This window comes from Hymenobacter cyanobacteriorum, from assembly GCF_022631375.1.
Classification (GTDB): domain Bacteria; phylum Bacteroidota; class Bacteroidia; order Cytophagales; family Hymenobacteraceae; genus Hymenobacter; species Hymenobacter cyanobacteriorum.
Genome location: NZ_JALBGC010000002.1, coordinates 189,864 through 212,210, shown reverse-complemented (window position 1 = coordinate 212,210; position 22,347 = coordinate 189,864). Strand labels below are relative to the sequence as shown.

16 protein-coding genes are annotated in these 22,347 nt (G+C 63.1%); 14 read left to right on the top strand and 2 right to left on the bottom strand.

The window, feature by feature from the left end; translation table 11 throughout:
- Positions 1-13: 13 nt before the first annotated feature.
- The 10 genes from MON38_RS06135 (at position 14) to MON38_RS06090 (ending at position 16,701) form a co-directional block, all read left to right on the top strand.
- Complete coding sequence (locus tag MON38_RS06135) at positions 14-3,469, top strand: SusC/RagA family TonB-linked outer membrane protein (RefSeq protein ID WP_241935273.1); 3,456 nt, start codon at positions 14-16, stop codon at positions 3,467-3,469.
- 29 nt (positions 3,470-3,498) lie between these two features.
- On the top strand, positions 3,499-4,989 hold the full coding sequence (locus tag MON38_RS06130) for a RagB/SusD family nutrient uptake outer membrane protein (protein WP_241935272.1): 1,491 nt from the start codon (positions 3,499-3,501) through the stop codon (positions 4,987-4,989).
- Between the two features lie 243 nt (positions 4,990-5,232).
- Complete coding sequence (locus MON38_RS06125; RefSeq protein WP_241935271.1) at positions 5,233-6,504, top strand: sugar MFS transporter; 1,272 nt, start codon at positions 5,233-5,235, stop codon at positions 6,502-6,504.
- 25 nt (positions 6,505-6,529) lie between these two features.
- Positions 6,530-7,975, top strand: a complete 1,446-nt coding sequence (locus MON38_RS06120; RefSeq protein WP_241935270.1) for a glycoside hydrolase family 30 protein — start codon at positions 6,530-6,532, stop codon at positions 7,973-7,975.
- Positions 7,976-8,039: 64 nt separating this feature from the next.
- Entirely contained in the window at positions 8,040-9,155 is a 1,116-nt protein-coding gene (locus MON38_RS06115) for a T9SS type A sorting domain-containing protein (protein WP_241935269.1), read from the top strand.
- Between the two features lie 72 nt (positions 9,156-9,227).
- Positions 9,228-10,676 (top strand): glycoside hydrolase family 30 protein, encoded by a 1,449-nt coding sequence (locus MON38_RS06110; RefSeq protein ID WP_241935268.1) that lies wholly within the window; start codon positions 9,228-9,230, stop codon positions 10,674-10,676.
- A 279-nt stretch (positions 10,677-10,955) separates the two neighbouring features.
- Positions 10,956-13,013, top strand: coding sequence for a cellulase family glycosylhydrolase (locus MON38_RS06105; RefSeq protein WP_241935267.1), 2,058 nt, complete (start codon positions 10,956-10,958; stop codon positions 13,011-13,013).
- A gap of 31 nt (positions 13,014-13,044) precedes the next feature.
- Positions 13,045-14,538 carry a glycoside hydrolase family 30 protein gene (locus MON38_RS06100; protein ID WP_241935266.1) on the top strand — a complete coding sequence of 498 codons (1,494 nt, stop codon included), beginning with the start codon at positions 13,045-13,047 and terminating at the stop codon, positions 14,536-14,538.
- 153 nt (positions 14,539-14,691) lie between these two features.
- A complete protein-coding gene (locus MON38_RS06095) occupies positions 14,692-15,750 on the top strand; it encodes an alpha/beta hydrolase (RefSeq protein ID WP_241935265.1) in 1,059 nt (352 codons plus the stop codon).
- 165 nt (positions 15,751-15,915) lie between these two features.
- On the top strand, positions 15,916-16,701 hold the full coding sequence (locus MON38_RS06090) for a GDSL-type esterase/lipase family protein (RefSeq protein WP_241935264.1): 786 nt from the start codon (positions 15,916-15,918) through the stop codon (positions 16,699-16,701).
- Between the two features lie 151 nt (positions 16,702-16,852).
- Here MON38_RS06090 and MON38_RS06085 read toward each other — a convergent pair whose 3' ends face one another.
- Together MON38_RS06085 and MON38_RS06080 are read right to left on the bottom strand one after the other, a co-directional pair.
- Positions 16,853-17,497 carry a sce7726 family protein gene (locus MON38_RS06085; RefSeq protein ID WP_241935263.1) on the bottom strand — a complete coding sequence of 215 codons (645 nt, stop codon included), beginning with the start codon at positions 17,495-17,497 and terminating at the stop codon, positions 16,853-16,855.
- 28 nt (positions 17,498-17,525) lie between these two features.
- The gene (locus MON38_RS06080; RefSeq protein WP_241935262.1) at positions 17,526-17,954 is read right to left on the bottom strand and encodes a hypothetical protein; all 429 of its coding nucleotides are present in this window, start codon (positions 17,952-17,954) and stop codon (positions 17,526-17,528) included.
- 292 nt (positions 17,955-18,246) lie between these two features.
- Here MON38_RS06080 and MON38_RS06075 point away from each other — a divergent pair, with 292 nt between their 5' ends.
- The 4 genes from MON38_RS06075 (at position 18,247) to MON38_RS06060 (ending at position 22,260) form a co-directional block, all read left to right on the top strand.
- Positions 18,247-19,323: a UDP-N-acetyl glucosamine 2-epimerase gene (locus MON38_RS06075; RefSeq protein WP_241935261.1), complete on the top strand. Its 1,077-nt coding sequence runs from the start codon at positions 18,247-18,249 to the stop codon at positions 19,321-19,323.
- Positions 19,324-19,447: 124 nt separating this feature from the next.
- Positions 19,448-20,254, top strand: coding sequence for a cytidylyltransferase domain-containing protein (locus MON38_RS06070; protein WP_241935260.1), 807 nt, complete (start codon positions 19,448-19,450; stop codon positions 20,252-20,254).
- 90 nt (positions 20,255-20,344) lie between these two features.
- Complete coding sequence (locus MON38_RS06065) at positions 20,345-21,202, top strand: transketolase (protein WP_241935259.1); 858 nt, start codon at positions 20,345-20,347, stop codon at positions 21,200-21,202.
- 104 nt (positions 21,203-21,306) lie between these two features.
- Positions 21,307-22,260: a transketolase family protein gene (locus MON38_RS06060; protein WP_241935258.1), complete on the top strand. Its 954-nt coding sequence runs from the start codon at positions 21,307-21,309 to the stop codon at positions 22,258-22,260.
- Positions 22,261-22,347: the final 87 nt, after the last annotated feature.

Below are 22,347 nucleotides of genomic sequence, written 5' to 3'. Positions count from 1 at the left end.
CCCTTCTCACTCCATGAAAAGACCTTATACGCACCTGCGCCGGCACTATGCCCTGCCGGTCTGCCTCACGGCCGGGATGCTGGTATTTCAGGCTTCGGCTATGCCGGCTTCGGCCCAGCTGCTGGCCATGCATCAGCAGCCCCAGGCTGCGCCCGCGCCCGAGCCCGCCGCTAGCGAAACCGTGGCCCTCAAAACCCTGCTCAAGCAGTGGGAAAAGGACCACCACGTCACGATTTTTTACGAAAGCTCGCTGGTGGGCGCCAAGCGCGTGGTTCCGCAGGCCGGCGTCACGACGCTCGACCGCAAGCTGGCGGCCGTGCTGCCCCAGGCCGAGCTGCGCTTCAAGAAGCTGCGTGATGACTACTACCTGATTGTGAGCCAGTCGGCCGCCGCCGGCGGCACCAGCAACGCAGGCGGCACTACGACTACGGCCAGCGGCGCCAACGTGCAGGACGTGCCCGTGAGCGGCCGCGTGACGCAGGCCAACGGCGACGGCCTGCCCGGCGTGACGGTACTGGTGAAAGGCACCAGCATCGGCACCACCTCCGGAGCCGATGGGAGCTTCTCGCTGAGCGTGCCCGAGGGCAGCACCCTGGTGTTCAGCTTTGTGGGCTTCGGGCGGCAGGAAATAGCCGTGACCGGTGCGACCACCTCGCTGGCCGTGGTATTGAAGGACGACCAGCAGGCGCTGAACGAAGTAGTGGTGGTGGGCTACGGCACCCAGAGCCGCCAGGAACTTACTACGTCGGTTACCTCGGTGAACTCGGCGGCCATTGAGCGCCAGCCAGTGGCGGGCTTCGACCAGGCGTTGCAGGGCCAGGCCCCCGGCGTGCAGGTGACGGCCCCGAGCGGCGCGCCCGGCGCGGGCATCAACGTGCGGATTCGCGGCAATTCGACGCTGAACCTGAACGCCTCGCCGCTGTATGTGATTGACGGCATTCCGGTGCTGCCCACGTACGACCAGGAACTTTCGGTAGGCGGCCAGCGCCCCAACCCGCTAAATGCCATCAACCCCAACGACATCGAGAGCATCGACGTGCTGAAGGACGGCGCGGCAGCAGCCATTTACGGCCTGCGCGCTTCCAACGGCGTGGTGGTGATTACGACCAAGCGCGGCAAGGTGGGCAAGGCCACGGTGGGCTTCAGCACCTATTTCGGGCGCCAGGTAATCCGCAAAAAGCTGGACCTGCTGAACGGCAAGCAGTTTGCCCAGCTGTTCAACGACCAGCGGGTGAACAGCGGCCTCTCGCCGGCTTACAACCCGGACACGGTGCGCACCAACACCGACTGGCAGAACGAGGTGTACCGGCCGGCCAACATCCAGAACTACCAGCTGAACGTGAGCGGCGGCACCGAGAAAACCCGCTACTACCTGGCTGGCGGCTACTTCAAGCAGGACGGCATCAGCCTGAACTCGGGCTTCGACCGCTACACCTTCAAGCTCAACCTCGACCAGCAGCTGAGCAGCCGCTTCCGGGCCGGCACCAGCCTGAACCTGAGCCGCACCAACAACAATAACAGCTCGCGCAGCGAAAACGGGGCCGGCAGCTCGGGCACGGTGCTGGGCACCCTGGCTTCGCTGCCCACCATGCCGGTGCGCAACCCCAACGGCACCTACGCGGTGAACCCGTTTAGCCTCAATTTCGACAACCCCATTGGCAACCTGCTCGAAAGCAGCAACAAGGCCGTTATTTATCAGGTTATTGGCAACGTATACGCCGAGCTGGACATTCTGAAAAACCTAACCCTGCGCTCGACGGCCGGCATCGACTTCCGTTCGCAGATTGAGAACGAATTCATCAGCCGCGACTACCCGGGCACGGCCACGGCCAGCGAGGCCAATAAAGGCTCGGGCCGCACCGGCACCAACCAGCAGGTTATCTGGCTGCAGGAAAACACCCTGACCTACCGCCCCAACCTGGGCGAGAAGCACAACCTGACGCTGCTGGCCGGCGAGTCGATGCAGGTATCGGACCGGTTCACGTCGAGCGCCAGCGTAAAAGGCTACTCCTCCAACGCGGTGCCCTACCTGAACGGCGGCTCGGTGTTTTTGCAGCCCAGCAGCTACCAGGACCAGTGGGGCCTGCTCAGCTTCTTTGGCCGGGCCACCTACGACTACGACCAGCGCTACCTGGCTTCCATCAGCTTGCGGGCCGATGCCAGCAGCCGCTTCCGGCCGGGCAAGCAATACGGCTACTTCCCGGCCGTGGGCCTGGGCTGGCGCGTGTCGAAAGAAGCCTTCTTCCCCCAGAACAAGGTGGTATCGGACCTGAAGCTGCGCGGCAGCTTCGGGGCCAACGGCAACCAGGAATTCTACACCTACCAGCGCTTTTCACGGTACGGCGTGGGCTATTTTTACCCGGGCGCCAACGGCGCGGTGGCGCCGGGCGTGACGCAAAGCGAAATCGGCAACAACGACCTGAAGTGGGAAACCACCTACCAGTACAACGCTGGCCTGGACCTGGGCCTGCTCGATAACCGCCTCACCTTTACGGCCGACGTGTACCGCAAGCACACGAAGGACCTGTTGCTGTTCGTGGACATTCCCCTCAGCACCGGGGCCGAAAGCCTGCGCATTCTGCAGAACGTGGGCAGCATTCAGAACCAGGGCATTGAGCTGGGCCTGACGACCAACAACGTGCAGCCCCTCAACGGCTTTGGCTGGACGACCAACCTGAACTTCACGATGAACCGCAACAAGGTGCTCGACCTGGGCCAGAGCGTGAACAGCGACGGTATCATTACCGACCGCCGCCTGCCCTCCGGCAACGGCTTCGTGCTGACGGGCCAGCCCCTGGGCGTGTTCTACGCCTACCAGGTGCAGGGCATCTTCCAGAGCCAGGCCGAGGTGGACGCCGCCGCCAAGCAGAGCCCCGGCAAAACGGCCGCCGGCGATATCCGCTTCCGCGACCTGAACGGCGACGGCATCATCAACGACAAGGACCGCACGATTATCGGCAACCCCAACCCCAAGTCGGTGGCGGGCGTGACCAACACCTTCACTTTCAAAGGGCTGGAGCTAAGCATTTTCTTCCAGGGCAGCTTCGGCAACGACATCTACAACCAGAACCGCGAAACGCTGGAAAGCATGTCGAACCCCAACAACCAGACCACCCGCGTGCTGAACCGCTGGACGCCCACCAACACCAACACCGACGTGCCCCGCGCCATTGCCGCCGACCCCAACGGCAACGCCCGCTACTCCGACCGCTTCATCGAGGACGGCTCCTACGTGCGCCTCAAGAACCTGACCCTGGCCTACAACCTGCCCACGAGCCTCATCAAGCACGCCGCCCTCAGCAACCTGCGCCTGTACGTGACCGGCCAGAACCTGGTGACCTGGACGCACTACTCGGGCTACGACCCGGAAGTAAGCTCCGACCCCTTCTCGACCACCGGCCAGGGCCGCGACTTTGGGGTGTACCCGCAGTCGCGCACCTACACCGTGGGTCTCAACGCCTCGTTTTAAGCCGCTTGTCTGCCTAGCCTCCTATTCCCATGAAAAAAACGTTCATTCCTGCTGCTTTCGCGCTGCTGCTGCTGGCCAGCTGCAACGTGCTGGACAAGGAACCGCTGACGACTGTCGCGCCCTCCAACTTTTTTAAATCGGCCACCGATGCCGAAGCTTCCCTCACCGCCGCCTACGACGGCCTGCAAAGCAAGGGCTGCTACGCCGAGGTGCTGAACCTGGTGGGCAACATGCCCTCCGACGACTGCACCAGCGGCAACAACGACGTGCGCGTGCTCGACGACATCAACTGGAACTCCTCGACGGGCCAGGTGTACGACGTGTACCGCGACAACTACCGGGCCATCAACCGGGCCAATTCCGTCATCAAATACGTGCCGGGGGTAACCAGCATGCCCGCTGCCCGCCGCGACCAGATTGTGGGCGAGGCCCGCTTCATCCGCGGCCTGTGCTACTTCAACCTGGTGCGCCTGTACGGCGCCGTGCCGGTGCGCCTGGAGCCCACCGAAAGCGGCGACCCCGCCGTGCTGAATCTGCTCCGCACGCCCGCCGACCAGGTGTATGCCCGCATTGTGGACGACCTGACCAGCGCTGCCGGCCTGATGGCCGACGTGAACACGGGCCGCGCCACCAAGGGCTCGGCCAATGCGCTGCTGGGCCGCGTGCAGCTCACCCAGCGCAACTGGGCCGCCGCCAAAGAGGCCGCCGACAAGGTGCTGGCTGGCCGAGGCAACTACTCACTTCAGGGTTTCAACTCGCTGTACCCGGCCGAAAACAAGCCCGAATCGGTATTTGAAGTTCAGTTTTCGGGCAGCACCGACGGTGGCACCTTCTTCACGCTGCCCGACATCATCATGCCCTCGCCGCCGGCCACGTACTCGTTCCCCAAGTTCAACATCCCCACGCTGTTCGTGCAGGGCAGCGCGGCCCGCACCACCGACCTCACGTCGGTGGTTGACACCACCAACGACCAGCGCTGGAGCTACCAGGGCCGCGTGCCCGCCGGCCGCAACCACGCCAGCTACGTGGACGGCCGCAGCAACAACAGCAACGACCGCGGCCCCTTCGTGTGGAAGTGGCGCAGCGACGGCAACGGCTTCAACTCGACCGACAACTACTACGTGCTGCGCCTGGCCGAAGTGTACCTCACGGCCGCCGAAGCCAGCAACGAAGCGGGCAACCCCGCCGCCACCGTGCTCGGCTACCTGAACCCCATTCGGCAGCGCGCCGGCCTGCAGGCCCTCACGGCGGCCAGCCCCGAAGCGGCCAGCCAGGTCACGCTGCGCACCGAAATCGACAAGCAGCGCCGCCTGGAGCTGGCCTTCGAAGGCGAGCGGTGGTTCGACCTCATCCGCTACGCCCGCCACGAGCAGGCCACGAGCACCGTGCGCCACACCGTTACGGCGCTCGATGTCATTGCCCAGAAGCGTGGCTCGCGCGATGCGAACTACCTGCTGTTTCCCCTGCCCCTAAGCGAGCTGAACACCAACACGCAGCTGCAACAGAATCCTGGCTACTAGTAGTACCGGGGTCGTCTTCGGGGCAGGGAACATGGTGGGAATAGTTAGTACCTGCCCCGGGACGACATTTTTTAAAGAGGACGTACCCCTCGTTTGTCGTCCTGAGCTTGCGAAGGACCTTATTTACGACAGGGCAATTGTGCATCGTGCAAACACCGCCAACGTGAGAAGGTCCTTTGCAAGCTCAGGATGACGAACTTAGTCCGATTCTTTTAATCCACTCCCACCCATTTCCCCTTTCCAATGGCTGCTCCCGCCTTCGCGCCAGTTGTTTCTTCCTCGCCGGTGCTGCCGGCCGGCACCGCCGCGCCGCGCTACGCTTCGGCGCTATCAGCGCTTACGGTGCTGTTTTTCTCGTTCGGCTTCATCACCTGCCTGAACGACATTCTGATTCCCTACTTCAAAGCCATTTTTCAGCTCAGCTATGCGAAGGCCGGTTTGATTAATTTTTGTTTTTTCGGGGCCTATTTCGTGATGGGAATTCCGGCGGGCAAAGTGGTTAGCAGCTTGGGTTATAAGGGCAGTATGCTCACAGGGTTTCTTATTGCAGCTGGCGGCTGCTTTCTCTTTTATCCAGCTGCCGAAAGCCGTTCTTACGGCTTGTTTCTGGGCGCTTTATTCGTGCTAGCTACCGGCATCGTGCTGCTACAGGTTGCGGCCAACCCATACGTAGCGGTGCTGGGGCCGCCGGAGTCGGCACCGTCTCGGCTTAGCCTGACGCAGGCCTTCAACTCGGTGGGAACCACGGTGGCCCCGCTGGTTGGGGCCGCCCTTATTCTCTCGCATTTGCCCGACCTCGATGCTGCGCGCGCTGCCGATGCCATCGATGTACACGCAGTGCAGATGCCCTACCTCTGCATTGGCGGGGTGCTCATTCTTATTAGCGGTGTCCTAAGCTTTATCAAGCTGCCGGTTATCACGCACGCCCCCGACCCCACCGATGATGGCAGCCGCCGCGCTTGGCACTACCGCCACTTGGTGCTGGGCATGGTGGGCATTTTTGCCTACGTGGGGGCTGAAGTAGCCATTGGCTCGCACATTGTGAGCTACCTCGGCCAGTCCGATGTTATGAATATGGCCCCCAAGCTTGCTGGCAAAAAAATCGCCTTTTATGGCGGCGGAGCTATGGCAGGCCGGTTTATCGGAGCAATTCTGCTGAATAAATTCCGGGCTGGCCGATTACTGGCTTTCACTGGTTTTGGAGCAATTCTGCTGGTTGTGATTTCGGCCAGCACCACCGGCGAAATGGCCATGTGGAGCCTGCTGGCCGTGGGCCTGATGAACTCCATCATGTTCTCCACCATTTTCACGCTGGCGGTGGCTGGCCTGGGCCGCCACACCGAAGAAGCCTCCGGGCTGCTGAACGTGGCCATTGTGGGCGGCGCGGTCATTCCGCCGCTGTTTGGGCTGCTGGCCGATGCCAGCTCGCTGCGCCTGGCCCTGGTGCTGCCGGTGCTGTGCTACGCCTACATCGTGTGGTACGGCCTGCGCGGCCATGTGCGCCGCACGGCTTAATTCCGGCTTTTCTTTCTTCGATTTCATGCCCTCTTCTCTCTCCCGTCAGCTGTTTTTACCCGTGCTGCGGCTGGCGCTGCTAGCGGCCTGCGCCGCACCCACGGCGCAGGCCCAACGCCTGCTCAAGCCCGGCCCGGCGAAGAGCACCGGCGTATCGGCGTGGGTCACCACGGCTGATAAGAAGCTGCTGTTTCAGCCGCAGCCGGGCACGCTGAAATTTGCGGCCGGCACCAGTGCCTACCCGAGCATTGAGATTGACGAGGCTAAAACCTACCAGACCATCGATGGCTTCGGCTACTGCCTGACGGGGGGCAGCGCCCAGCTGCTGCACCAGATGGCCCCGGCCGAGCGCGCCCGGCTGCTGCGCGAGCTGTTCGGTACCGACGGCCGCAACATCGGCGTGAGCTACCTGCGGGTGAGCATCGGCGCGTCGGACCTCGACGACCGGGTGTTCAGCTACGACGACCTGCCCGCCGGACAAACCGACCCGACACTGGCGCACTTCAGCCTCGCGCCCGACCAGATGCACCTGCTGCCGGTGCTAAAGGAGATTCTGGCCATCAATCCCCGCATCAAAATCCTGGGGTCGCCGTGGTCGCCGCCGACGTGGATGAAGACCAACGGCGAGTCGAAGGGCGGCAGCCTGAAGCCGGAATTTTACGACGCCTACGCGCGGTATTTTGTGAAATACCTTGAGGGCATGAAGGCGGCCGGCGTGCGCATCGACGCCATTACGGTGCAGAACGAACCGCTGCACCCCGGCAACAACCCCAGCCTGCTGATGCTGGCCGAGCAGCAGGCCGAATTTATCGGCAAGCACCTCGGCCCAGCCTTCCGGCAGGCCAGGCTCGACACGAAAATTATCTGCTACGACCACAACGCCGACAAGCCCGAGTACCCGCTCACGGTGCTGAACGACGCCACGGCCGCGCCCTACGTCGATGGCTCGGCGTTCCACCTCTACGCCGGCCCCATCGAGGCGCTGAGCAAGGTGCACGACGCTCATCCCGAGAAGAATGTGTATTTCACCGAGCAGTGGGTGGGCTCGAAAAGCAAGTTCGACGAAAACCTGCGCTGGCACGTAAAAACCCTGATAATTGGTGGAACCCGCAACTGGGCCCGCACCGTATTAGAGTGGAACCTGGCCGCCGACCCGCAGCAGAACCCGCACACGCCCGGCGGCTGCACCGAGTGCCTGGGGGCCCTCACGCTAGCCGGCAACACCGTGACGCGCAACGAAGCTTATTACATCATCGCCCACGCCAGCAAATTTGCCCGGCCCGGCTCGGTGCGCATTGCCTCCAGCCTGCCCGCGCAGCTGCCCAACGTGGCCTTCCGCACGCCCGCCGGCCAGCGCGTGCTGGTGGTGCTGAACGACGGCGCGGCCGCGCAAACCTTCAGCATCCGCCAGGGCGGGCGGCAGGCGGCGGCTACGCTGCCCGCCGGGGCCGTGGGCACCTACGTTTGGTAAAAATCTGACTCGTTCCCCATTTTTTCTTATTCCCACTTTTTTCACTTTTTCTTCCCAAATTCCCATGAAAAAGCATTTTACTCTTTCCGCCCTCGCCGCTTTGGCCCTCAGCTCGCTGAGTGCTCAGGCCCAGTTCACCGTCGACGGGACCCTGTCGACTGCCGAGGTTGGTACCGGCCTGGGCAAGTACCAGCTGCTGGGCACCTACTCGGGCACCCACTCGGTGAATGACCGGGGCCTGAAAGCCATTTACATGGGCACCACGGCCACCACGCTCAACATTATGGTGGTGGCTTCGCCCGAGCAGACGTCGTACAGTTCGGTGGTGCTCTACCTCGACACGCCCAACAAAACCGGCGTGGCCGCCGGCACCCGCCTGCCCGGCGGCGACGACACGTCGTCGCAGCTACGCCACCGCCCCACCCTCGACATGCCGGCCGATTTCGGCTTCCGCGTCACGGTGTCGCCCCTCACCAGCACCGACCTCAACTCCTACCACAGCAAGGAAGACCTGACCGTGGCCCTAAACACGGCCGGCCGCGCCCCCGATAAATACCTCGGCCCAACCGACAAGCAGGGCACCAGCCTCAACATCACCGATGCTACCACCAACTTTGTGGGGGCCAAGACGGCGTTCAAAACCGGCTCGGCCGGCAGCGTCACGGCCAACACCACCACCGGCTGGGAAATGGAATTCCCGCTGAGTTCGCTGGGCGGGGCCGCGACCGGCAGCCTCTTCCGGGTGATGGCCGCCTACGTGGCCGACAACGGCGACTTCTACTCCGACGTGCTGCCCCAGATTGCGGGCCAGACCACCGACCTGGGTACCGACCCGAACTTCAGCACCATTGCGCGCTCGCAGTCCTTTACCTACCAGGTGGGCTCCGGGCCGCTGGCTAGCCGCGCAGCCACGGCCGAGGCCCTGGCTGCCACCACCTACCCCAACCCCCTCACCAGCGCCAGCCAGCTGAGCTACACCATTGCCAGCGGCACCCAGCCCGTGAGCGTGGAAGTGTACAACGCCCTGGGCCAGCGCGTGCTGAACCTGCTGAACGCCGACCAGGCCGCCGGCCCGCACACCGCCGCCCTGGCCCCGCTGCAGAAGCTGGCCGCCGGCAACTACCTCGTGAAGCTGCAGGTAGGCGACCAGCTCACCAGCCGCCGCGTGGTGGTCGAATAAGCTAATTTCTGGGCCGGTGGCGCGGCTGCCAGGCCGTGCCACCGGTTTTTTTGCGCCTTTATTTTTTCAATTATGCATCGTAATTCCTTCATTGGCTTGTGTTTATCGGCAGTGCTGCTGGCTGGAGCCGGTTGCACCAAAAAAGGTGATACCCCTGACCCCGGCCCCACCCCGCCGGTGGTGGTGACGCCCGCTGGCCCCTCGCAGGTGGCCTTCTGGCTCACGAATACCGACCGCACGGCCCTGTTTGCCAAGCAGCGCAACGTGCTGAACTTCGGCACCACGGCCAACCCCTACCCCACCATTGCCCTCGACACCGCCCGCACCTACCAGACGATTGACGGCTTCGGCTACACCCTTACCGGGGGCAGCGCCACGGTCATCAACCGCATGAGTGCCAGCAGCCGGGCCGACCTGCTGCGCGAGCTGTTCGCCACCGACAGCACCTGGCTGGGGGTGAGCTATTTGCGCCTCAGCATTGGGGCTTCCGACCTCAGCGACCACGTGTTCACCTACGACGACGTGCCCGGCGACGTGAGCCTGGCCCAGTTCAGCCTGGCCCCCGACCGCGTCGATTTGATTCCGGTGCTGAAGCAGATTCTGGCCATCAACCCCAACATCAAAATCATGGGTTCGCCCTGGACGGCCCCGTCCTGGATGAAGACCAACAACAACTCGAAAGGCGGCAGCCTGCAGGCGCAATACTACGATGCCTACGCGCGCTACTTCGTGAAATACGTGCAGCAAATGGCCGCCGAAGGCATCCGCATCGACGCCGTGACGCTGCAGAACGAACCCCTCCACGACGGCAACCAGCCCAGCATGCTGATGACGGCGGCCGAGCAGGCCAATTTCATCAAGAACAACATTGGGCCGGCCTTCGCGGCGGCCGGCATTACCACCAAAATCATCGCCTACGACCACAACCCCGACCAGCCCGGCTACCCGCTGGCCGTGCTCGGCGACGCGGCGGCCCGGCCCTACGTGGAAGGCTCGGCCTTCCACAACTACGGCGGCCCGTTGTCGTCGGCGCTCAACCAGCTGCACGATGCCTACCCCAGCAAGGGCGTATATTTCACCGAGTTCTGGACGCAGGCCCCCGGCAATCTGCTCACCGATTTCCCGAACCACGTGCGTGAGCTCGAAATTGGCGCTACCCGCAACTGGGCCAAAAACGTGCTCGAATGGAACCTGGCCAACGACCCCAGCTTCGGCCCGCACACCTCCGGCGGCTGCACCGAATGCCTGGGCGCCGTCACGGTTTCGGGCAACGGCGTGACGCGCAACCCGGCCTACTACACGGTGGCGCACGCCAGCAAGTTTGTGCGCCCCGGCTCGGTGCGCGTCGATACCAACGCGCCCACCAACCTGCCCAACGTGGCCTTCCGCACCCCGGCCGGCAAAAAGGTGCTGCTGGTGCTGAACACGGGCAACGCGCCGGCGCAGTTCAACATCGAATACAAGGGCAAAACCGTGGCCACGGCGCTGGCCGCCGGCTCGGCCGGCACCTACGTGTGGTAGCCCCTTGACTGAGCGGCGGGCGCAGGTCCCCACCGGATTTTTCACGTGTTTTTTAACGCACCCGGCTAAGCCAGCCGAAGAGTGCCTGGTGAGCGCGCGGGCAGTTTGGCGTGTGCGGTAAGTGTACGCCAGCAGCGCCAAAAGGCCCCGCACTTGCTCAACAGCAGCGTTTTGCGCCTTTCTGGTGCCGGGGTGGCGGCTACATTTGCCGGGGCCGGGCAGTGGTGGGCGGTTGCCCACAGCCTGGCACTTGCTTCCGCCACTTCACTCCCCTTTCCTATGTACTTTCGCCCGCCGTTTTGCCCGCCGCCCACTGGCTGGAATGCCCGCTTCTGCAATTGGCTGCTGCTGCTGGCCTTGCTGCTGAGCCCGGCCGGAGCCGTGCGCGCGCAGAGCTTTTTGCACGCGGCCGGGCCCAAGATTGTGAATGCCAACAACCAGGAGGTGCTGCTGAACGGCGTGAACCTGGGCGGCTGGCACTTGCAGGAAGGCTACATCATCAAGCCGGGCTGGGCGGGCGTGAACGGCAAGCAAACCCAGGGCGCGGTGAAGCAGACCCTCTACGCCGCCGGCATGACCGATGCGGCCGTGGAAGCCTTCTATCAGAGCTACCGCAACAACTTCATCACCAAGCCCGACATTGATTTTCTGGCCGCGCAGGGTTTCAACTGCGTGCGGCTGCCGCTGCACTACGACTTGTTTCTGACGCCGGCCCAGCGCGCCGTGCGCAACGACGTGCTGCACGGCACCGTCACCTACCCCACCTACGTGAGCTCGCTCAACGACTGGTACAACGCCAACCAACTGTTTACGGACCCGGCCAACCTGGAGGCCTTCCGCCTGATTGACAACGTGCTGACCTGGTGCGCGGCCAACAACATGTACGTCATCCTCGACCTGCACGCCGCGCCCGGCTCGCAGGGCACCGACGTGAACATTGCCGATGCCCTGCGGCCGCTCGATTTGTGGAACCAGCCCATTCACCAGGACGTCACGGTGCGGCTGTGGGAAAAGCTGGCGGCCCGCTACAAGAACGACGCCCGCGTGGCCATGTACGACCTGCTGAACGAGCCCAACAACGTGCCCAGCAACCAGCCCATCCACGACCTGTTCGAGCGGCTCATCAACGCGGTGCGGGCCCAGGGCGACAACCACCTGCTGCTGCTCGAAGGCAACGGCTACGGCAACGACTTCAACAACCTCACCAAGAACACCTTCACCAACCAGGCCAACCTGGTGTATAACTCGCACCGCTACAGCGGCACCGGCTATTTGCTCGATAACAACGTGGGCACCACCGACGCGGGCAGCCCCAACAACCTGCGCACCATCGGCAACCTCACCCGCTTTCGCACTACCTGGAACGTGCCCATCTGGGTGGGCGAAACCGGCGAAAACACCACCACCTGGATGCACGACGCGGCCCAGAGCCTGAACTCTGTGGGCATTGGCTGGTGCCACTGGACCTACAAGCGCTTCGAAAACGGCACCAACGCCGCCCTATTCCACATTCCGTCGCCCTACATCGTGGACGGGCCGGCCGGGCTGCCGCAGGTGCTCACCAACATTCTGTTCGGCAATGCCGTGGCCAACCCTGCCTTCGCGGCCCTGGCCCCCAACCAGAACAACATCGTGAACTACCCCGACGGGGGCAGCTACCAGGGCCTCACGGTGGCCCCCGCCAACCGCGTGGTGTGGTTGAAGGGCAGCAACCAGAAATTTGTATCGAGCGAGGGCGGCTACCAGGCCATGACCTGCACCCGCGCCGCTTACGGCGCCTGGGAACAGTTTGCGGTGGAAGCGGCCGGCAATGGTAAAGTAACCCTGCGGAACAGCCTCACCAACCAGTTTGTCTCATCCGAAAACGGCACCCAGGCCATGACCTGCACCCGCGCCACGGCGGGCACCACCGAGCAGTTCGAGTGGCTTATCAATCCCGACGGCACCATCTCGCTGCGGGGCAATAATGGCGCCTACGTGTCGTCGGAAAACGGCACCCAGGCCATGACGTGCACCCGCACCACGCTGGCCACCAGCGAGAAATTCGTATTCGGCGTGGTAGGCAGCACGGCTTTGGCCAGCGGCAAGGCGAAAGCTCAACCTGCGGGCTTCTACCCCAATCCGGTTATCAATACGCTTACGTACGAGGTGCCCAGCAGCCTGAAAGCCCACCGCCTGACCGTGGTGGACACCACCGGCCGCCAGGTGCTGGCTCAAAGCTTCGAAGCTGTGGGCGAGCAGCATACCGTCGATATTTCGGCCCTGAAAACCGGCCTGTACGTCGTCCGCATTGCCGGCGCCAACTTCAACTCCGAATTCAAAATCAGCAAGCAATAGCGGTTTTTCACCCCGCTCCTACTCTTCCTCCATGTCCCAGAAATTCCCGTCCCTCCTGTTTCTTTCGGCGCTGGCTTTCGGCCCCGCCGCTGCGCAGAAAACACCCGCCGCCAAGCCCGCCGGCCCGGCCAAACCGGCGGCGGCCGCCTACTCGGCGGCCGGCAAAACGGCCCACGTTTTCGCCACGGTGCAGGGCACCAGCCAGCGCCTGGCCGACGCCGGCGACCTCAAGTTTGCGCCGGCCGCGCAGCCGCTCGAAACCCAGGTGTGCGTATTCGTCGACCCCGGCCACGCCTTCCAGACCATGCTGGGCATTGGTGGGGCGCTGACGGATGCCTCGGCCGAAACCTTCGCCAAGTTGCCCAAGCCGCAGCAGCAGGAATTTCTGAAAGCCTACTACAGCCCCAGCGGCGGCATTGGCTACACGCTGGGCCGCACCAGCATCCACAGCTCCGACTTTTCGAGCGGCAGCTATACTTATGTAGAAGACAAGGACGCGGCGCTGAAAAGCTTCAGCGTGCAGCACGACGAGCAGTTCCGCATTCCCTTCATCAAGCAGGTGATGGCGGCGGCCGGCGGCAAGCTCACCTTATACGTGAGCCCCTGGAGCCCGCCCGGCTGGATGAAAACCAACGGCGAGATGCTGCACGGCGGCAAGCTGCTGCCCCAGTACCGCCAGGCCTGGGCCGACTATTACGTGAAGTTCATCAAAACCTACGAGCAAAAAGGCATCCCGATTTGGGGCCTCTCGGTGCAGAACGAGCCCATGGCCACTCAGAAATGGGAGTCGTGCATCTTCACCGGCGAAGAGGAGCGCGACTTCATCAAGGGCTACCTCGGGCCCACGCTGGCCAAGGGCGGGCTGGGCGGCAAAAAGCTCATTGCCTGGGACCACAACCGCGACCTGCTGTTTCAGCGCGCCAGCACCGTGCTCGACGACCCCGAGGCGGCCAAGTACGTGTGGGGCATCGGCTACCACTGGTACGAAACCTGGACCGGCAGCTCGATGCTGTTCGACAACGAGCGCCGCGTGCACGAGGCCTTTCCCAACACCAACCTCATTTTCACCGAGGGCTGCAAGGAGAGCTTCGACCTGGCCAAAGTGGACGACTGGGCCTTGGGCGAGAAGTACGGCAACTCGATGATTGGCGACTTCAACGCCGGCACCGTGGGCTGGACCGACTGGAACGTGCTGCTCGACGAAACCGGCGGCCCCAACCACGTGGGCAACTTCTGCTTCGCCCCCATCATCGCCGACACCAAGGCCGGCAAGCTCATCTACACCAACGCCTACTACTACATCGGCCACTTCTCCAAGTTCATCCGCCCCGGCGCGCGCCGCATTGCCGCCACCGCCAACCGCGACGCCCTGCAAACCACCGCCTACCGCAACCCCGACGGCAGCGTGGCCGTGGTGGTGATGAACCAGACCGACAAACCCCAGGAATTCCAGCTCTGGATGCGCGGCCAAGGCACCAAAACCAAGGCGGCCGCGCACTCGATTATGACGCTGGTGGTGAATTAGAATAGCGTTTGAACCCAGAAGGCCGTCATGCAGAGCGCAGCGAAGCATCTTGCCCGCCACCACTAATCCTTTTCTTGTGATTGGATTACGATGTGCGGTAAAGATGCTTCGCTGCGCTCTGCATGACGGCCTTTTACCAAGTCTTATTTCCTCATGCGCCCTCACCTATTCTTCCTGCTCCTCACCGCCTTCAGTTGGCTTCACGCCCCCGCCGCTCAGGCGCAGTTGGCCGCGAAAGGCCGGGTCGTCGTCACCTACCTCGATTCGAAGCTGCTCCGCGGTAACCCCGGCGGCGAAAACCCGCGCCGCCGCGTGAGCGTGTACCTACCCGCCGGCTACGATGCCAACGCCAGCCGCTACCCGGTGCTGTACTACCTGCACGGCTTCACCTGGAGCGACAGCCTGCTGTTCCACGCCGACGGCCTCGGCGCGCTGCTCGACCAGGCCATTGCCGATGGCCAGATTCGTCCGCTCATTGTGGTGGCGCCCAACGAGAATACGCTGTTCCAGGGCAGCTTCTACGCCAACTCGGCCACCAACGGCCCCTGGGCCGATTTCACGGCCCGCGAGTTGGTGCAGTTCATCGACCAGAAATTCCGCACCTTCGCCAGGCCCGCCAGCCGGGGCCTCGCCGGCCACTCCATGGGTGGCAACGGCACCCTGCGCCTGGCCATGCTCTACCCCAACACCTACGCCGCCGCCTACGCCCTGAGCCCCGCCTTTGCCGCGCCCCACGTTGAATGGATGGCCGGGCGGGCGGGCCAGGCCGCCGCCAGCCGCGCCACCAGCCGCGCCGCGCTGGGCCAGAATTTCGATGCCATTCGGATAGTAGCCACCGCCCGGGCGCTGTCGCCCACGCCCGGCAAAGGCGCATTTGGCGCGGCCCTACCCTACTCGACTGGCCCCGACAGCCTCGCCCACCGCGATGCCGTGCTGGCCCAGTGGGCGGCCGGCACGCCGCTGGCGCTGCTGCCCGGCCACCTGGCCAGCCTGCGCCAGCTGCGCGGCCTGGCCTTCGACTGGGGCGAGCAGGACCAGTTTCAGCACATTCCGCCCTCGTGCCGCACCCTTAGCACCCAGCTGGCCGCCTACGGCATCCCGCATTCGGCCGAAGCCTACGCGGGCAACCACGGCAACCGAATCATGGGCCGCGAGGGTCGCATGTACCAGAAGCTGCTGCCGTTTTTCAACCGCCTGCTGCAATTTGAGTAGCGGGGTTGAATCATGAGCTGGCCTGAACGATGTAGAGACGCGACACTTCGCGTCTTCCCGTTGAACGACGCAGCCCAACGATTTTCGAACGGCGCAAACGAGAAGACGCGAAATGTCGCGTCTCTATACCGTTCAGGCCAACTACAAATCAATCTATTCTTCTCCATGATTAATCTGTTGAAACCTTTGCGCAACGCGCTGTTACTGGCGGGCCTGCTGGCCAGCACCGCCGCCCACGCCCAGCAACCCACCGACCCAGCCACCGCCGCCAAAAAAGCCGCCGATGAAGCCAACCGCCAGCGCCAGGAATACCTGCTGCGCAACGACTGGCCCAACCTGCAGAAGTACGCCGCCGCCAACCAGCGCCTGCCCGCGCCCCGGCCCGGCCGGCCGCGCGTGGTTATCATCGGCAACTCCATCACCGAGGGCTGGGTGAAGGAGGATTCGGCTTTTTTCCGGGGCAACACCTACGAGTATGTGGGCCGCGGCATCAGCGGGCAGGGCACCGGTCAAACCGTGCTGCGCTTCCGCACCGATGTAATCGACCTGCGCCCGGCCGTGGTGGTGGTGCTGGTGGGCACCAACGACGTGGCCGAAAACAACGGCCCCTACAACCCGCAGTACACCATGAACAACATCATGACCATGTGCGAGCTGGCGCGTGCCCACGGCATCCGGGTAGTGCTGGGCTCAGTAGCCCCGAGCACCGACTTCTGGTGGCGCAAGGGCCTGAACCCGGCCCCGAAAATCCTGGCCCTGAACGAGCGCCTCAAAGCCTACGCGTCCCAACAGCACTTCGTGTACTACGACATGCACACGGCTTTAAAAGACGACCAGAACGGCCTGAAGAAAGCCTACGGCGAAGACGGTGTACACCCCAACCTTACCGGCTATAAAGTGATGGAGCCCCTGCTGAACCAGGCCGTAGCGGAGGCTCTTAAAAATAAATAACTACCAGTCAAAGCATTAGGATAAAGCGAATTTGAACGTCATGCTGAGCTTGTCGAAGCATCTCTACCGCGCAAGTAATTTGATTTACTACCGCGGTAGAGATGCTTCGACAAGCTCAGCATGACGTTGCTTTGGGCAGCCTCAGCAGACGCTATAAAGCCGCTTTCCGGCGCCCGGCCGGTTTGACTTTCTTCTTCACCTTGGGCCGGGCTTTTTTGCGGCGCGGCGGCAGCCGCTCGCGCTCGGCCTTGCGCTCGGCCCGCAGCAGCAGGCGCTCGGGCAGCCGGGCCATGAGGCGCGCGCGCACGAACTGCGCCAGCCCCGACAACGGCACCAGCTGCGTGGTGCGCAGAAACTGGCTCACCTCGCGCAGCCGCAGGGTGCTCACGCCCACCAGGCCCAGCGACAGCAGGTATTGCTTCACTTCTTCCAGCAGCAGCAGGCGGGCCAGCGGGGCGCGCTCCACGGTGGCATTGTAGGCGGCAGCGCGGTGCGGCCGCAAGCCCTCGGCCGAGGCTACCTGCACGCCCACCCACTCGGGCAGCAACGGCAGCAGCTTAGCCAAGTGTTTTTCCGTCACGATGAAGGTGACGAAATCGTAGACTTCGCCATAGCAGCGCAGCTGGTTGGCCACGCGTTGGAGCGTGTCGCCGTCGCCCTTCACCTCGTAGCCGTGCATGAAGTGCTCGGTGATGTGCACCACATCGGCCCGCGTGGTGCCGGTGGGCAGCTCGTCGATGCGCACGCCACCGAGCAGCAGCGGATAGAGCAGGGCGCGGATTTCCGGGTCGTTCATGGCAACCCCAAAAGTAGCGCGCCGGCAGCTAGTGGCCGGTTGCGGCCAGTTGCCGCTGGCAGCTGCGCAACCACTCCTCGGCTTCGGGAATCTGCTGAAAAATCTGGAGCTCGAGCGCACCGGCTGTGCCTTTATCGAAATGCACCGTGAGGATGTCGGACAGCGAATCGGCCTGCACCACGTGGGCCACGTAGCGCAGGCCCATGCCGGTGGCCTGGGGCACCCAGATGCGTTCCAGCCATTCGATGGAATCGAACCAAGGCCCCATCAGCTCCACATTGTCGTTGAGGAGCAGTGGGTTGCGCAGGGTAGCCAGGGTGCGCAGGTAGTTGTCGGCCCCACGCAGGGCTTCCTCCATGCTCACAAAGCCGCGCCAGGTGGCGCGCAGCCACCCGTCGGGCTCCTGGGTCAGAATGCAGCGGCTGCCATCGGCGTCGGGTAAAGAGCTTAAAATCATGGCAAACAGAATTGAAAATGGGAACGTGCTGCGCAGCCGAATACCAGCCAGCCCACCGCCCCAGCGATATTTCAGAGCCGACGCAATGCGCCAAGCCTGTTTTTATACGGATTTTGTTTGTCGGCAACTACGTAAAGGCCGGCGCCCCGGCAAGCTACATCCGCTTTCGGCAGTACATTGGCCGCCGCGCCACACCCGCCCCCGCCCTATCAAACCCTTGGCGGGCCTGGGCGGTTGTGGGCCGCAATGTTTACCCGGCCGTTCTTGCGGCCGCTTCACTCCCTACTTCTGCATGTCGCGCAAAAAGGCCCTGTTTCTCATTGGCTCGCCCAACCAAACCACGCAGATGCACCAGATTGCGCAGCTGCTGGACGACGAGTTCGAGCCCTATTTCAGCCAGCTCTACTACGACGGCTGGCAGCGCCCGTTCTACAAATTCCTGGTCTGGACCGGAGGCTTGGACAAAACCATTGTCACCGGAAAAATCAAGGCCAAGGCCGACAAGTACCTGGCCGAACACGGCTTAGCGAATGATTTTGAAGCGCGCGTATTCGGCAACCACTACGACCTCATCGTGTGCTGCTCGGATGTGATTGTGCCCTGGCCGCTGATAAAGCAGACGAAAACCGTGTTTGTGCAGGAGGGCATGACCGACCCGCTCAACCTGTGGGCGCGGCTGGTGAAGCGCCTCACGCGCTACCCCATCCTGGCCATTGGCACGGCGCTCAATGGCATGAACAACTGCTGCGACATCTACTGCGTGGCTTCGGAAGGCTACCAAAAGCACTTTGAGCGCGTGGGCGTGGATGCCGGCAAGCTCGTCGTGACGGGCATTCCCAACTTCGATAACATCGAGCAGGTGCGGCACAACGACTTCCCGCACCACGGCTACGTGCTGGTGGCCACCTCCGACCTGCGCGAAACCTTCACGCCCGAAAACCGCCCCAAGTTCATCCGCGAGTGCGCCCGCATTGCTGCCGGCCGCCCGCTGGCCTTCAAGCTGCACCCCAACGAGGAGCTGCCCCGCGCCACCGACGAAATCAAGGAGCACGCCCCGCCCGGCACCCTCATTTTCACTGAAGGCAACACCGACCACATGATTGCCAACTGTGTGGAGCTCATCACCCAGTACTCGACCGTGGTGTATGTGGGCCTGGCGCTGGGCAAGCCGGTGCATTCCTACTTTGATGTGGACGACCTGCGGCGCAAGCTGCCCTGGCAAAACGGCGGCACCTCGGCGCGGCGCATTGCGGCCATTTGCCGGGGTTTTAGCCGGTTTGAAGGGAGCGGGCCGGCGTTTCTGCGGCAATTAGACGCCGAAGCGTTTGCAACGGTCGCAGTGCCGGAAGCCTCTTCGGTAGCGGGCTAAAAGCGGGCAGCGTTATTTTAAGCTTGTATTTGCCAGCACCTTATCGATTAGCCAGCTTTTTGCCCGGCAATTTTTAGCGTATTTCCGTTTCACGTCCGACTACGCGGTAGCGACTACTCCATTTATGCCCGTTCCGAAGATTCTGACCGTTGTGCAGGCCCGCATGGGCTCGTCGCGCCTGCCGGGCAAGGTGCTGCTGCCGCTGGCGGGCCAGCCGCTGCTGGTGCGCATGGTGCAGCGGGTGCAGCGCGCCCGCCTGGCCGGCACCGTGGTGGTAGCCACCACCACCGAGGCCGCCGACGATGCCATTGCCGACCTCTGCGTTGCCCACGGCCTCGAATGCTTCCGCGGCGACGCACTGGATTTGCTCGACCGCCATTACCAGGCCGCCCGCCACTACGGGGCCGACATTGTGCTGAAAATCCCATCCGACTGCCCGCTTATCGACCCGGCCGTCATTGATGAGGTGGTAGGCTTCTACCTTGATTTTACGGAGCGCTACGACTTTGTGAGCAACCTGCACCCTGCTACTTTCCCCGATGGCAACGACGTGGAGGTGATGCCCTTCGATGCCCTGGAAACAGCCTGGCGCGAGGCGCAACGGCCGCTGGAGCGCGAGCACACCACGCCGTTTTTCTGGGAAAACCCCGGCCGGTTCCGGCTGGGCAATGTGGAGTGGGAAACCGGGAAGGACTACTCGATGAGCCACCGCTGGACCATTGATTACCTCGAAGACTACGATTTCATAAAGGCCGTTTACGACGCGCTTTACCCCGGCAACCCGACCTTTGGCTTGAACGATATCCTGACCCTGCTCGAAAAACGGCCCGACCTTGCCCAACTCAATGCCCGCTACGCCGGCGTGAACTGGTACCGCAACCACCTGGATGAATTGAAAACCGTGGATTCGTCGCAAACCCGAAGAATCTAGTCGTCAGTTGTTCGTTGTCGGTGGTCAGTTTTTGACAAGCCGACAACCGGACGACCTAACAACTGACAACCAATAACTGACAACTAAACCATGCTTCCTGAGAAACAACAGAACCTAGCGCAACTGGCACTGCGCGTGCGCGAGCACATCGTGCGCCTGAGTACCGACGGCGGCTGCTTCACCGGCGCTTCGCTGAGCTGCGCCGACCTGCTGGTGTACCTCTACGCCAACTGCCTGAACGTGCGCCCCGACAACCTGACGGACCCAACGCGTGATTACCTCTTCCTGAGCAAGGGCCACGACGTGCCCGCCCTCTACGGCACCTTCGTGGAGCTCGGCTTCATCGATAAAGCCCGCCTCGACCAGCACCTCACCACCGACGACCACATTTACTGGCATCCCAACCGCAACGTGCCGGGCGTGGAGTTTCATTCGGGCTCGCTCGGCCACCTGCCCAGCGTGGCCCTGGGCGTGGCCATGGATTGCAAAATGCGCGGCCAGGATAATAAAGTCATCGTTATCACCGGCGACGGCGAGCTGAACGAGGGCACCGTGTGGGAAAGCCTGCTGGTGGCCAGCGCCCACAAAGTCAACAACCTGACGCTGGTGGTCGACCGTAACCATTTCCAAGCCAACGTGGCTACCGAGGACCTGATTCCGCTGGAGCCGCTGGCGCCTAAGTTTGAGGCCTTTGGCTGCGAAGTGCGCCGGATTGATGGCCACGATTTCGCGCAACTGGAAGAAGCTTTCTCGGCCCTCCCCTTCTCCGACACCAAACCGTCCGTCATCATTTGCGACACGGTGCGCGGGCGCGGCTTGCCCAGCATCGAAGCCCGCGCCGACCGCTGGTTCTGCAACTTCTCATCGGAGGAAGTGGAAGAGTTGCTGCGCGAGCTGCACAGCCAGGTAGCCACCACGCTGACCAGCGAAACGCTGACGGTTAGATAGGGACTTGGGGTCTTGGGGACTTAGGGACTTGGTTAACGGCCGTCCCGTTCTCCGCCTGACCGACCCCAAGTCCCTAAGTCTCCAAGACCCCAAGTCCCTTCCCAATGAACTACGAAGAGCTAATAAAAGAAACCGCCCTCGCCGATGAGCGCATCGTCGTGATGACCGCCGAAAACCGCGCCCTCATCCGCAACCTACCGGCCGTACTTGGCCCACGCTTCATCGATACCGGCATCACCGAGCAAACCCTCATCGGTGCGGCTGCCGGCCTGGCCCTGCGCGGCCGCGTACCGGTGGTGCATGCGCTGGCTACCTTCCTCACGCTGCGGGCGTTCGAGTTTATTCGCACCGACGTAGGCATCGGCCAGCTGCCAGTGAAGCTGAGCGGTTTCGTGCCCGGCTTCCTCTCCGATGGCAACGGCCCCACCCACCAGGCCATTGAAGACGTGAGTTTGATGCGCGGCATCCCTGGCATGACGGTTTTCGCGCCTGCCGACGAGCAGGACATGCTGGCTATGCTGCCCGCCATCTGGGCCTCGCCCGCGCCGGCCTACGTGCGCATCAACACCCGCCCCGCCACCTACGAGCACGCGCCCTTCGAAATGGGCAAGGCTGAAATAGTGGCCGAGGGCACCGACATCACCATCCTCACTTACGGTATGCTCTTCGAGCAGACGCTGGTAGCCCGCGAGCTGCTGCAGGCCCAGGGCAAGTCCGTCGGCCTCATCAACCTGCGCAGCCTCAAACCGATTGACGAAGCAGCCCTGCTGGAAGTGGTGCGCCGCGGTTCCCTCATCGTGACGGTAGAGGACCATTTCGTCACCGGCGGTCTGTATTCCATTCTGGCTGAGGTACTGCTGCGCAACCAACTCACGGCCCGCGTGCTGCCGCTGGCACTGGAGGAGCGGTGGTACCGCCCCGGCCGCCTGAGCGCAGTGCTGGAGTACGAAGGCTTCACCGGCCACCACATTGCCCGCCGTATCAGCGAGTATCTGGGTGAGTCGGGCGCGGCTATTGCCGATGGTCCGGCGGTGCTCGAAAATCAATTCGCGGAGTAGAGACGCGACACTTCGCGTCTCGTCGTTGAACGGCCAATACCACCGCGAACCGTGCAGACTACACAACATTAGCAACGACGAGACGCG

What these genes read in the sequence shown, in the direction of transcription:
- MON38_RS06135 (WP_241935273.1), top strand. Translation starts at nt 14, where the DNA reads ATGAAAAGACCTTATACGCACCTGCGCCGGCACTATGCCCTGCCGGTC.
- MON38_RS06130 (WP_241935272.1), top strand. Translation starts at nt 3,499, where the DNA reads ATGAAAAAAACGTTCATTCCTGCTGCTTTCGCGCTGCTGCTGCTGGCC.
- MON38_RS06125 (WP_241935271.1), top strand. Translation starts at nt 5,233, where the DNA reads ATGGCTGCTCCCGCCTTCGCGCCAGTTGTTTCTTCCTCGCCGGTGCTG.
- MON38_RS06120 (WP_241935270.1), top strand. Translation starts at nt 6,530, where the DNA reads ATGCCCTCTTCTCTCTCCCGTCAGCTGTTTTTACCCGTGCTGCGGCTG.
- MON38_RS06115 (WP_241935269.1), top strand. Translation starts at nt 8,040, where the DNA reads ATGAAAAAGCATTTTACTCTTTCCGCCCTCGCCGCTTTGGCCCTCAGC.
- MON38_RS06110 (WP_241935268.1), top strand. Translation starts at nt 9,228, where the DNA reads ATGCATCGTAATTCCTTCATTGGCTTGTGTTTATCGGCAGTGCTGCTG.
- MON38_RS06105 (WP_241935267.1), top strand. Translation starts at nt 10,956, where the DNA reads ATGTACTTTCGCCCGCCGTTTTGCCCGCCGCCCACTGGCTGGAATGCC.
- MON38_RS06100 (WP_241935266.1), top strand. Translation starts at nt 13,045, where the DNA reads ATGTCCCAGAAATTCCCGTCCCTCCTGTTTCTTTCGGCGCTGGCTTTC.
- MON38_RS06095 (WP_241935265.1), top strand. Translation starts at nt 14,692, where the DNA reads ATGCGCCCTCACCTATTCTTCCTGCTCCTCACCGCCTTCAGTTGGCTT.
- MON38_RS06090 (WP_241935264.1), top strand. Translation starts at nt 15,916, where the DNA reads ATGATTAATCTGTTGAAACCTTTGCGCAACGCGCTGTTACTGGCGGGC.
- MON38_RS06085 (WP_241935263.1), bottom strand. Translation starts at nt 17,497, where the DNA reads ATGAACGACCCGGAAATCCGCGCCCTGCTCTATCCGCTGCTGCTCGGT.
- MON38_RS06080 (WP_241935262.1), bottom strand. Translation starts at nt 17,954, where the DNA reads ATGATTTTAAGCTCTTTACCCGACGCCGATGGCAGCCGCTGCATTCTG.
- MON38_RS06075 (WP_241935261.1), top strand. Translation starts at nt 18,247, where the DNA reads ATGTCGCGCAAAAAGGCCCTGTTTCTCATTGGCTCGCCCAACCAAACC.
- MON38_RS06070 (WP_241935260.1), top strand. Translation starts at nt 19,448, where the DNA reads ATGCCCGTTCCGAAGATTCTGACCGTTGTGCAGGCCCGCATGGGCTCG.
- MON38_RS06065 (WP_241935259.1), top strand. Translation starts at nt 20,345, where the DNA reads ATGCTTCCTGAGAAACAACAGAACCTAGCGCAACTGGCACTGCGCGTG.
- MON38_RS06060 (WP_241935258.1), top strand. Translation starts at nt 21,307, where the DNA reads ATGAACTACGAAGAGCTAATAAAAGAAACCGCCCTCGCCGATGAGCGC.